Source organism: Dethiobacter alkaliphilus AHT 1 (assembly GCF_000174415.1).
GTDB classification, from domain to species: domain Bacteria; phylum Bacillota; class Dethiobacteria; order Dethiobacterales; family Dethiobacteraceae; genus Dethiobacter; species Dethiobacter alkaliphilus.
This window is the reverse complement of record NZ_ACJM01000001.1, coordinates 156,261-168,695: the sequence shown is the minus strand read 5'-3', so window position 1 is coordinate 168,695 and position 12,435 is coordinate 156,261. Positions and strand designations below refer to the sequence as shown.

Genomic DNA, 12,435 nt, shown 5'->3' with positions numbered 1-12,435 from the left:
TTCAGTTTAAAGCGGAAAACATTAATAAGACCTTATAAAACCCAGCTTACTTTACTGGCAAAAAGGAAATCTGCCAATTTTGGCTGAAGTTTAAATATAGCAATTAAGGAAAGGGTGAACTACATGGAACTACTGGAGCTTGCGCAAAAGCGATATTCTGTCCGCAAGTTTGACTCCAAGCCGGTAGAAAAGGAAAAAGTGAAAAGCATTTTGGAGTTTGGCCGACTGGCTCCCACAGCAAAGAATTTGCAACCTCACAAGCTGCTGGTTCTGCAGGAAAAAGACAGCCTGGCCAAACTGGATAAGTCGGCCAAAGTCTATGGCGCCCCTTTGGCCATTGTTACCTGCGCCGACCTGCAGCAGTCCTGGAAGCGTCCTTTTGATAACATGGACAGTGCAGACATCGATGTCAGTATTGTTACCACCTACATGATGCTGGAAGCAACACGCCTGGATTTGGGCACCCTTTGGGTCTGCTACTTTAATCCGGAAGTTTTGCGTAATGAATTTAACCTGCCGGAACACATTGTTCCTGTTAATGTACTGGGCATCGGCTATGCGGCAAGCGACGCTCCCCCCAGTCCGGGACAGGGCAAACGCAAGCCCTTGGAGGAAACAGTCAGCTTCGAAACTCACAACTGGATGTAAGAACAAAACCGTTGGGTCATCTTAAACCCAACGGTTTTCTTATTTTTTTAAGATAAGCTTCTTTCCCCGAGTCTGTACAGACGTAATTTCCAAGACCTTCAAAGTCCTGATCTTATCTTATTTCTTTCTGCCCACGCACATATCCTTTCCACTATTCTTTTTTGTCCCATGCTTGCCTGTTCGTTTACTAAATTTACTGGGCTGATGTTGCCTGTTTTGGGATGATACTGACTTTTTGTCCTGGCGTTCCGGTTGAATTCTACGCTGCTTCTCACTATTCTTTGGCGCATTTAAGTTATCAATAGAGTAGCCCAGGCCTTTTTCTATTGCCTGAAGCATCGGGCTGTCTTTGGGCGCCACAAGTGTGAGGGCCAGGCCCTTTTCTCCCGCCCGACCGGTGCGGCCGATGCGGTGAATGTAGCTCTCCAAGTCTTGAGGGATGTCATAATTGAACACATGGGTAATCCCTTCCACGTCCAAACCCCTTGCCGCTACATCCGTTGCCACCAGAAGTTGTATATGTGCTTGGCGAAAACGTTTCATGACCTGCTCGCGCTTAGCCTGCGACAGGTCTCCGTGTAATTCATCTGCAGAATAGCCATGCTCAAGCAGTGCTTGGTTTAGTTTGGCAGCCCTTCTTTTTGTCCGGCAAAAAATTAACGCCAGAAACGGACGATACTGATCTATCAACTTAAATAAAGTATCCTGCTTTGCCCGGTCTGTGGTAGACACCACCAGCTGGCTTATTTCATCCAAAGTAACTTTTTTACTCTCTATTTTAATATCCACCGGAGTCTTCATGTAACGCTTGGCCAGATTGCGGATGCTGCCTGGCATGGTGGCTGAAAAGAGCATGGTTTGGCGCTTTGGGGAGGTTTGCCCGATGATTTGGTCAACTTCCGGTAAAAATCCCATGTGCAGCATCTGGTCTGCTTCATCGAGAACTAACATTTGCACACCGCTAAAGCTAATAGTCCCCCGCCGCATATGATCTAATATCCTTCCCGGAGTTCCCACCACGATATGAATTGCACCTTTTAGCTTCTTAATCTGCCGCTCCACATCCTGTCCACCATATACTGCCAATGAATTTGCACCAACTGTACTTGCTAACTTGTTTAGTTCAGCTGTAATCTGCAGAGCAAGCTCTCGGGTGGGAGTAATAATCAGCGCCTGGATAAATGGTTTATCTACCTTAACTTTCTCCAAAATGGGCAGCAAAAAAGCCAGGGTCTTTCCCGTGCCGGTTTGGGCTTGAGCCACAATATCCTTACCAGACAGTAAAGCCGGGATTGCCTGCGTCTGCACAGGGGTTGGCACGCTAATTCCTAACTCTGCCAATGTTTTATGTAATTCTCCTCTTATTCCTAATGAAGCAAAATCTTTGGTCATGTAAGCTACCTCTTTCTTCTTAAATCTAATCTTTAGTATGCCAGAACGAACCAATATTAGACAACTCCAAAAGTGGGAAAAAAGAAAGCTGCGTAACGCCCACACGTTTCGCAGCTTCAGGATGTTTTTAACTAAACGGCAGTCCGTTCCAAATACTCATCATAGCTAACACGCAAATCCACAATTCCCGAAGGTGTAAATTCCATGATGCGGGTAGCAATGGTTTGGACAAATTGACGGTCATGGGAGGTAAAAATGATGTTGCCGTTAAAATCCCGCAGACCGTTGTTTAATGCTGTGATTGACTCTAAATCCAAATGGTTTGTAGGTTGGTCTAACAGCAAGACATTGGCATGACAAAGCATCATTTTAGCCAGCATGCAGCGTACCCGCTCTCCACCGGAAAGGACCTTCAGTGATTTAAGGGCCTCTTCCCCGGAAAAGAGCATTTTGCCAAGAAACCCTCTGACATAAGAATCAGCTTTATCTGTAGAAAACTGACGCAACCAATCCACCAAATTCAGCTCTTCGTCCTGAAAATAGGGAGAACTATCTTTGGGGAAATGGGCGTTTGTTACAGTCACACCCCATTTATAGTGGCCGCTGTCTGGCTCCATTTCACCGCTTAGTATTTTAAGAAGTGTGGTATAGGCCACCTCATTGGTGCCAACCAGAGCAATCTTATCCTCTTTGGCCATGGTAAAGCTAACATTGTCCAGGACTTTTTCCCCGTCAATGGTCTTACATAAATCCACCACAGTAAGGATATCGTTACCCACTTCCCGCTCCGGCTTAAACGCCACATAGGGGTACTTACGGCTGGAGGGTTCAATATCATCCAAATCGATCTTTTCCAGCATTTTCTTACGGGAGGTGGCTTGCTTGGATTTGGAAGCATTGGCACTAAAGCGGGCCACAAACTCCTGCAGCTGCTTTACCTTCTCTTCTTTTTTCTTGTTCTGGTCACGCATCATCTGCAGTGCTAACTGGACTCATACCAGAAATCATAGTTGCCCACATAGAGCTTGATTTTGCCGAAATCCACATCGGCCATGTGAGTGCAGATTTTATTAACAAAGTGACGATCGTGAGTCACCACAATAACGATACCCTGAAAAGCAATCAAAAACTCTTCCAGCCAGGTAATGGACTTAAAATCCAGATGGTTTGTAGGTTCGTCTAGAATGAGAATGCCAGGGTTACCAAAGAGTGCCTGAGCCAGCAGTACTTTCACCTTTTCTGCCCCTTGTAACTCAGACATAAGCTTATCGTGTAAATCAGTCCCAATACCCAATCCTTGCAGCAAAGTGGAAGCTTCTGATTCCGCTTCCCAGCCGTTCATTTCAGCAAACTCCGACTCAAGTTCTGCCACTTTCATTCCGTCATCATCACTGAAATCCGGCTTACTGTAGAGCTCTTCCTTCTCTTTTATAATTTCATGCAGTCGTTGGTTACCCATAATAACCGTATCCAGTACCACACACTGATCGTATTGGTAATGGTCCTGTTTTAAAATGGACATCCGTATCCCACTTGCTATTACCACTTCACCACTATCCGGTTCAATTTCACCGGCCAGGATCTTTAGAAAAGTACTCTTTCCCGCTCCGTTTGCCCCAATAACTCCATAACAATTGCCAGGGGTAAACTTTAAGTTCACATCTTCAAAGAGCTTGCGCTCGCCAAAGCGCAATCCAATATTACTAACTGTTATCACGTTGTCCCGCCTTTATTGAAAGTTTTGCACAAACGCACATTTAAGTATTGTAACACAAACAAACCCCCTTGCACAGTACAAAATCCGCACAAGGGGGTTATAACCGGGGCCTCGCTTATGTACTAACCTGTTATAGGCAATACATACAGCAAGATAGAGAGAAAATGGCACACACTGCCGCCAATCACAAATAAGTGAAAAATGGCATGGTTGTATGGAATCCTTTTAAACAGATAAAAAATGGCGCCGGCAGAATAGAGAATACCACCGCTTACCAACCATCTAATACCCTGGCCAGAAAGGTTTGCAAGTAACGGATTAAAAGCCACCACAATTGCCCAACCCATCAAAACATAGGTCAATGTTGAGATAACTTTGAACCTCTTCACAAAAAACACCTTAAGTATTATTCCCACTATGGCCAGGCCCCAGATAAAGCCGAAGATGGTCCAACCCAGAGGACCACGCAAAGCTATCAGCGTAAACGGAGTGTAAGTGCCTGCAATGAGCAGATATATTGCGGAATGGTCCATGACTTTAAAGATTGCCTTGAGCTTCTGGTTTGTAAAGCTGTGATAGAGTGTTGAAAACAGGTAGAGAACGATTAGCGTAGTTCCATAAACGCTAAATGTTACGATATGCCACACACTCCCCCTTAGTGCTGCAAATACAACCAGCACTGCAAGTGCGGCAATGGCAAGTACTGTACCTATTCCGTGTGTTATGGCATTGGCCATTTCTTCAGCAGGACTATAATTACCTGTGTTTTCCACTTTCTTTCCCCTTTCAGATAATCGTTTCTATAAATTAATCAGACCGAGAGCTCCCATAGATACAATGATGCCACTGAACCGCAGGGGGAGCATCTTTTTTTGCTACAACTTATTCTACCATACATACTTTAGATGCAACCAGACCAGCGACTACAGAATTTCTAAGGGTCATAAGTTAAATCCCAGCGGTTGCGCTGGCAGGAGCTGTTTTCCAGTTTAGTATAAATATAAGCAGCTTTGAAACATTTCAGGCAGTTGAACCCATGATTCACCTTGTAATGTGGGTGATAATTTTAACCACCGCTCTCCCTGCATTAGGATACTTCCTGATAACCAATTACATCTTAAGCAACCGACTGAATCTGGAGTAGAACAAATAACTCCCTCATTAATCTGAGGGAGTTATTTTGAATTAATCCAAAAGATGCATAAAGGGATTAAGTTATCAGCACACCGGTCATGGTGACTTTTTTATTTTCGTCACACACTATCACTTTCTCTGCATTGTTTATAATAGTTGTCAATTGTATTTTGCCATCCCACAGGGTAGCAAGGTGTTTTAAGGTTTCATAGGCGTATCTTAGTTCCAATTCCCTGCCGTCAAAATCATGATTCAATTTCAGGGTGCGGTCCCGCTGCGACATTTCCACAACCTGAATAGAGGGCATTGAAGACATCCCCACACTATTGGCAATGGTATCTCTAATGGATTTCCATCCTTTATCGTCAGCAATTTCCTCAATAATATAGAAGCTTCCTTTTTTGGCGTACTCAAATAAATTCAGTTCCCGGCAAATTTCTTCGGTTAGATATTTGCGGATAAAGGATGCATCCCGCTCCATACCACGGACTTCAAAAATTTTATCCCGCCCATATCTTTTTTCAATATCTTCAAATATTTTAAAGCCTACGTAGTATGGATTAAGACTACCATAGAAAGGCCGGATAACCTGGTTATGCCGGTTCAGAAATTCTATGTGCAGCTGTTGAGGTAGTTCCAATTGATTTAAAATCCTGTAATGCCAGAAACTTGCCCAGCCTTCATTCATAATTTTTGTCTCGATTTGCGGAATGAAATAGTTTGTTTCTTTTCTTACAATTTGTAAAATATCCTTTTCCCAGTCTTCCAGGCGGCCATAATCAATGAGAAACTGGACGAGATCATCGGTTGGTTGCAGCGGAATACGGTTCATATCGGGGTAGGAAATTTCTTTTTTTTGCTCCAGCGGACTGTTTATTTTGATGTCTTCATAGTACTGCTGGAGCATTCTGTCTTTTTTTTCCGCATCTGAAAGAGGTTTTTCCCCCACCACCCTGCTTATCTGAAACCTTAATGCATGAGCAGCGTCCAGAATACGTTCAACCTTCTCATAGCCAATACTGGGATCCTGTATATAACTCCTGATTCTGTCGGCATGATTTTTAAACATTTCCACTGTTATCTCAGCCCGGGTACCCTGGGCGAATAATCTGTTATTTTTGAAAAAATCATTATGTCCATAAACATGGGCAATGGTCAAAATTTGCAAAAGGAGTGTATTATCTTTCATAAGATAAGCGATGCAGGGATTTGAGTTAATAACCATTTCGTAGGGCAAGCCAACTAAATTATATCTGTAGAGTGTTTTCTTTTTTTCATATACTTTTCCGTAGCTCCAATGCGAATAATGGGCCGGCATACCTACGTAAGCTTCATAACAAAGCATATCCTCATAGCTGCAGATTTCAAATTCCTGCTCATAATAATCCAGGCCCTCTTGGCGGGCAATAGCTTCAATCTTATCATTCCATTGCTCCAGTTGTTGAAGGGTATATTCTCCCATATGATTTATTACTCCATTAGCGCTCGCTCTTTGGCTAATAACTTGCGAAGCGCAGGAATAATATCCTCCTTCTTTGACATGGTAACAATCGTAAAGTTGGGATAATCTATTTTAGTAGCAAACTGCGTTTTTATCGTACTGAAGCGCTGCATAATCTCTCCATAACCAAACAGATTACAGATGCTACACAGTTTTTTGGCCATCTCCACTGCCTTGGCATCATCTTCCTGCCAATTATCACCGTCACTGCAATGGAAAGCATAAATGTTCCAGATGGACGGGTCGTATCTTTCTTCAATTATTTCCAGAGCTTTTTCATAACCGCTGCTTATGTACGTTCCGCCCGATTCCCCTTTATGGAAGAAATCATCTTCTGAAACTTCCTTGCCAACCGTTGTATGGGCAACAAAGACGATCTCAACATTAACATACTTGGTTCTTATAAACTGATAAAGAAGAAAATAAAAGCTGCGGGCCAAATACTTTTTTGTACTGTACATGGAGCCGGAAGTATCCATGATACAGATCACCACTGCGTTTGACTCCCGTCGTATTTCCGGGCGTAGTCGATAGTATCTTAAATCGTCTTCTTTAAAGGGAAAACGCTCCGTTTCTTCCTCAGGTTCCGGCACTGAAGGTTTAGGCTTACCCCTTTGCGATGCCTTCTTTCTTTTTATCTTCTCAATGACCGACCTCTTTTTGGCCAGTCGCGGGGGAATCCCCTTTCTCTGATAACCCAGCTTCTTGAATATTTTTTCCGATTCAAGTTCACTGAATTTCTTTCTCTCCATAAAAGGCAGATCCAAATCCTCAAACAGGTAATTCATCAGTTCCTCGATGGTAATTTCTGTTTCGTAGATATCCTCACCTTCGGAATTACCTGCTTCGCCGTGGCCCTGGCCCTCATCCACCTGATCCTGACCTATCTTATCGCCCCTTTTTTCATCGCCTTTTCCCGTCCCTACACCGGGTTTGTTTCTCCCGTAGATAAATTGGTATTCTTTTAGGCCGCGAATGGGAATCTTAATTTTTTTGTTTTTGCTTTGGCCGATGATGCTCTCCTCGGCAACAATATCTTTAATATTGCGCTTAATGGCATCTTCCACCAGTTCCTGATGCCTTCTTCTGTCTTCTCCAGAGCGGTCCCGCCCCCTGTTGTCAAACTCTCTGAAAATGGCCATGTTTATCACCACCATTTAGCATGTGTTTAATCCTTCCACAGATTATTGGCAGCATATTTCAGAATTACATTACAGCAATGTTCGCAGTAACCGTTCTTTTTCATTTCTTCCACCATTGCGCCGTACTTTACATTCTGCTCCTTATCCCTTACTTTGGAGCGGGTTATTACACGGCTCAATTCCTTAACAGATGTGGTTAACTTTTTCTCGATGGCTTCTTTTAGAGGCTCATAGCTTTCATAATCTATTTTCCCGCCGCCGCGCATTACAAAAAACATATAGGATGTTATGTCCTGACGAAAACCGCCGGCAGCAGACTGGGTGATATTAATCTGTTCTTCGATGGACCTCATAAACGACTCATCGGGTTCCAGTTCCTCACCGGTATTACTGTCTTTGATTTTTGTTTTGTTTACATAGGCTTCGGCATGATCCAGATAATTGTTAAATAACTCTTCCGCCTGTTCCCTGTATCCATGGATAAAGGCCTTGGTTACTTCTTTTTCCAGAATATTATGGTATTCTTTTTTAATTGTATCCTGTAAAAAATTCAGATACCTTTTCTTATCCGCATCCCCAATGGTTAGTTCTTTAACCGATTTAACAAGGGTCTCTAAGACAGAGATGGGATTGATGCAACCATGCTCGGATTCAGTCATGGCAGAATCCAGCGCTTTCATAATAAAACGGGTGGAGATGCCGGACATCCCTTCACGTTGTGCTTCCTCACGTAATTCTAAAATATCAACTTTTTTTGTTGCGCCCTTCTCAACAATTTCTTCTCCGTTGTAGATCTTCAGTTTTGTTAAAGGATCGACTTTAGGTGAAGGCGTCAGGCGGGTAAGGATTGCAAACATAGAAGCAACTTGAATGGTATGCGGGGCAATATGTGTTTTAAACTGACTCTTGTTGATAATTTTATTGTAGATTTTTATTTCTTCATTTAGCTCCAAACAGTAGGGCACTTCTATTTTAACGATTCTGTCCAGTATAGCCTCGTTGGTATGGTCAGCTTTAAACTTGTTCCATTCCGCCTCATTGGAGTGGGCCAGAATAATACCGTCAAAATAGATCATGGAGCCCTTGCCTGGAGCAGGGACAGACTTCTCCTGTGTGGCGGTAATCATTGTGTGAAGATATTCCACTTCATTCTTAAAGACCTCAATAAATTCCACAATCCCTCTGTTGCCCACATTAAAAGCGCCATTTAAAGATAACACTCTGGGGTCATCTTCAGAATATAAATCTATCTTGGATATATCTACCGAGCCGATTAAAACAGAGGTGTCCTGGTTATTGGGATCAACGGGGGGGACAACTCCTACTCCTTTTCTGGAACGGATGCTGAAATCTACCGTTTCTACAGGAAAATGTTCGTATTCGTTATTGTATTCCTCTTTTAGTCGATACCTGCATACCGGGCATAAATCGCCTTCTATTTGTACTTGTAAAAGCTCTTCAAATTCCGCTCGCAGATGTTTGGGTATTAAATGGAGTGGTTCTTCCCTCATGGGACATCCCTTAAGGGCATAAATGGGCGGGCTTATCTCCAAAGCTTTCTTTAAGGCCTCCATAATGGAAGATTTCCCAGCCCCTACAGGACCCACCAGATAGAGGACCTGACGTGCTTCCTCTCCTCTCATTGCCGCAGCATGAAAATAACTGACGATTTTCATCAATGTTTTATCGATACCAAAAAACTCATCTTTAAAGAAATTGTACTTCTTCAGTACTGTGTGGCCATAGATTCTTCTTAGCCGGGGATGGTCTTCCGTGTTAACAACCTCTACCCCCCGATTGACAATCAATTCATGCATCCGCTGATGTGCCAGCATACAAAGGGACTTATCGGCCTGGAGAAGCGCCAGGTAATCCAGAAGCGTCCCTTCAAACATTTCTTTCTTTCTTTCCTGCCGGTCTTTATTAATGAGGTCTTCAAGCTGTGTCATTTTGTATACCACCTCACAATAATTGAATATACCTCTTACTCCGGAAACAAGCCACCATGCCCAGCTTAACAACAAGAAAATAATAAATCTCACAATTACAGTAGGTTTAGCTAAACATTACCAACATTTGGGTACTTTTTATTCTCCAGATAACGCGTGAGTTTGTACTCTAAATATATGAAGCACATCTGTTTTTATAACCGACAGGTTCACAACAGACATTAAAAGACCGCCGGTCAAGAATAATAGACCGGCGGCTAAAAATTGATCAGGTCCCGCAAAATGTTCGGTATGGACGTCCTGAAGGTTCAGGCAGTGTTGTGTACTCAGCCTGTTGAGGGGAGTGGGCATAGGGGTTTGACAAAACAGCCAATAGTCTCTCCATGACGCTATAATCCTCTTTCTGAACTGCTGCCTGCAGAGCTTCTTCAACCCGATGGTTACGGGGGATTATGGCCGGATTGGACTTTCGCATCAATTGCCGGGAGGATTCTTTTGAATCCTCCTGCCTTTCCAGTCTGGCCTGCCATAGCTTGCGCCACTCTGCAAATTCTGTGCTGTCATACAAATCCGTATCCTCAAACACATCTAAGGTTAAAGCCCGGAAGGTATTTGTATAGTCGGCACCATACTTCTCCATTAAATCGAGTAGCTCTTCAATCAGGGATTCATCACCCTGCTCTTCATTGAATATTCCCAGTTTCGCTCTCATTCCCGCCAGCCAATTGCAACGATATAACTCAGAATAACCTGAAACAACTTCCTGGGCCAGTTTGACGGCCCGGTCCTGGTTCTCATGCAAAAGCGGCAACAGAGTTTCCGCAAACCTGGCCAGATTCCACCCGCCAATACTGGGTTGATTACCATAAGCATAGCGGCCGTGGGCGTCAATGGAACTGAACACAGTTGCCGGGTCATAAGTATCCATGAAGGCGCAGGGCCCATAATCAATGGTTTCACCACTAAGAGCCATATTGTCGGTGTTCATTACTCCGTGAATAAAGCCGGCCAACTGCCATTTAGCAATCAGAGAAGCCTGACGTTTCACCACTTCCTGAAGTAAAAACAGATAGCGATTAGGGGCATCATCATAACCGGGAAAGTGCCTCTGCAACGTATAATCAGCCAGAGACCGGAGATCTTCAGTAGAACCCCATTCTGAAACGTATTGAAAGGTACCAACACGGAGATGGCTGGAAGCCACACGGGTCAGAATTGCACCGGGCAGCTCTGTTTCGCGGGATACCGGCTCTCCGGTGGTCACCACCGCCAGGCTGCGGGTTGTAGGAATACCAAGCCCGTGCATTGCTTCGCTGATGATATATTCGCGCAGCATCGGTCCCAGAGTCGCACGACCATCTCCCAAGCGGGAGTATGGTGTTCTGCCTGAACCCTTAAGCTGGATATCGAACCGTTCTCCTGCAGGGGTAATTTGCTCACCAAGCAAAATAGCACGACCATCTCCTAACATGGTAAAATGGCCGAATTGGTGACCAGCATAGGCCTGGGCAAGAGGCAAAGCTCCTTCAGGAATGCGATTTCCCGCAAAAACCGCTATGCCCTCATCTTTTTGCAGCTCCACAGCATTCAACCCCAAAGCTTTTGCCAGCTCTTTATTAAGGATAATAAGTTTTGGTGAGGGTACAGGGATTGGGTTAAGGATGGAAAATAATGATTCCGACAGCCGGGCAAAGCTGTTATCAAAATTCCATCCTGCTTTTTCTTGTGTCATAGTGTCTCCTTCCTAAAAAACTATTTCAATTTTAGTTTAAACATATACAAAAACAAAAATCATGAAGTTTTTCTTATTTTAATCATTTAAAAAACCACAAAGTCAATGACCGACCTTATGGTTTAGATAGAAATTATAAAGTTTACAGGCTATACATTTATAAAAGCGCACATCAATGCTTGTCAATGTATTTCTGTAATTTGTCATGCCAGACAGCAGGTTCATAGCTTTCTGCAACAGTTTCCTGTCCAAAGAGCAAATCAATAATATGCCGTGGCATTTTGCCGCCAATCTGCATTGCGTTGATGCAGGATACGCAATAAACTACCACATTTTCAGCAGGCATTTCGTTGGCGCGTTTTTTCATTTGTTCTTTGACCTTATCAATAGGCAAAGAACCATAAAAACTATCTCCACAGCAAATAGAATTAATAGCTGTTTTTTCAGGTTCTATAGTCTCAATGTTCATCTTTTGCAAGAGCTTTCTAATGATAGAATGGGTTTTCTTCTCAGCTCGGGTAGAACAGGCATCGTGAATAGTCATTTTTGCCCCTTTATAATCAGGGAATGGAAATGTTTTGCTCTCCGCCAGGATTTCCCATAATGAGATGGTGGAAATGCCGCCATGCTCTTTCTTATATCTGCTTTGACAACCCGGGCATGTGTTAATAACCGTGGTGCCGGGTTCCAGATTAGAGGCATGTCTGCAACAAATCAGGTGTTCAGGGGTGTCTCCCAGAGTTTCATATATATATCTTAATGCTTTTTTGGCAAGCTCAGGCTTATAAAGTACAAGAGCACAGCCGGGGGCAAAAACTTGCTTCATTACAACCACTCCTACAATTATCTACTAACAAGTATCTTATAAGAAATATAATCAGATTTCCACCTCAATTTTTTTAAAACACAAAAAAAAGACCAGGACGACAAACGCCCAAGCCTTTTACAGATGTTTACCGCATCCTTAACATTTGTCGGACTTGAATGTTCCACAGAAGGTCATGTCAGGACCACAGTCTTCGGTTCCGTTCTTGGCCACCTTTACCTGTTCAGCAGTACAGTTCATGTCCTGCCAATAATTACAATCCTTGACTTCGCACATAATTTTTTTGTCAGTCATGTGTTGTTCACCTCCTTGTCCACTATGATAGACTATATTTTCTCTATAGACATTAATATTTTCATACAGTTTTTTTTACTGACTTACTGATGAACGCGAA

At 43.3% G+C, this 12,435-nt stretch carries 9 protein-coding genes and 1 pseudogene; 1 reads left to right on the top strand and 9 read right to left on the bottom strand.

What is annotated here, in order from left to right; genetic code table 11:
- Nucleotides 1-123 precede the first annotated feature (123 nt).
- Nucleotides 124-648: a nitroreductase family protein gene (locus DEALDRAFT_RS00815; protein ID WP_008513922.1), complete on the top strand. Its 525-nt coding sequence runs from the start codon at nt 124-126 to the stop codon at nt 646-648.
- 117 nt (nt 649-765) lie between these two features.
- Here DEALDRAFT_RS00815 and DEALDRAFT_RS00810 read toward each other — a convergent pair whose 3' ends face one another.
- The 9 genes and pseudogenes from DEALDRAFT_RS00810 to DEALDRAFT_RS16345 form a co-directional block, all read right to left on the bottom strand.
- Nucleotides 766-2,040, bottom strand: a complete 1,275-nt coding sequence (locus DEALDRAFT_RS00810; protein WP_008513920.1) for a DEAD/DEAH box helicase — start codon at nt 2,038-2,040, stop codon at nt 766-768.
- A 131-nt stretch (nt 2,041-2,171) separates the two neighbouring features.
- Nucleotides 2,172-3,739 (bottom strand): annotated as a pseudogene (locus DEALDRAFT_RS00805) (ABC-F family ATP-binding cassette domain-containing protein).
- 140 nt (nt 3,740-3,879) lie between these two features.
- Nucleotides 3,880-4,530: a PAQR family membrane homeostasis protein TrhA gene (gene trhA / locus DEALDRAFT_RS00800; RefSeq protein WP_008513917.1), complete on the bottom strand. Its 651-nt coding sequence runs from the start codon at nt 4,528-4,530 to the stop codon at nt 3,880-3,882.
- Nucleotides 4,531-4,967: 437 nt separating this feature from the next.
- The gene (locus tag DEALDRAFT_RS00795) at nt 4,968-6,353 is read right to left on the bottom strand and encodes a SpoVR family protein (protein WP_008513916.1); all 1,386 of its coding nucleotides are present in this window, start codon (nt 6,351-6,353) and stop codon (nt 4,968-4,970) included.
- An 8-nt stretch (nt 6,354-6,361) separates the two neighbouring features.
- Complete coding sequence (gene yhbH / locus DEALDRAFT_RS00790; RefSeq protein WP_008513915.1) at nt 6,362-7,534, bottom strand: sporulation protein YhbH; 1,173 nt, start codon at nt 7,532-7,534, stop codon at nt 6,362-6,364.
- Between the two features lie 26 nt (nt 7,535-7,560).
- Nucleotides 7,561-9,483, bottom strand: a complete 1,923-nt coding sequence (locus DEALDRAFT_RS00785) for a PrkA family serine protein kinase (protein ID WP_008513914.1) — start codon at nt 9,481-9,483, stop codon at nt 7,561-7,563.
- 268 nt (nt 9,484-9,751) lie between these two features.
- Nucleotides 9,752-11,215: a protein adenylyltransferase SelO gene (locus DEALDRAFT_RS00780; protein ID WP_008513913.1), complete on the bottom strand. Its 1,464-nt coding sequence runs from the start codon at nt 11,213-11,215 to the stop codon at nt 9,752-9,754.
- Nucleotides 11,216-11,387: 172 nt separating this feature from the next.
- Nucleotides 11,388-12,041, bottom strand: a complete 654-nt coding sequence (locus tag DEALDRAFT_RS00775; RefSeq protein WP_008513912.1) for a (Fe-S)-binding protein — start codon at nt 12,039-12,041, stop codon at nt 11,388-11,390.
- 138 nt (nt 12,042-12,179) lie between these two features.
- On the bottom strand, nt 12,180-12,335 hold the full coding sequence (locus tag DEALDRAFT_RS16345; protein ID WP_008513910.1) for a DUF1540 domain-containing protein: 156 nt from the start codon (nt 12,333-12,335) through the stop codon (nt 12,180-12,182).
- Nucleotides 12,336-12,435: the final 100 nt, after the last annotated feature.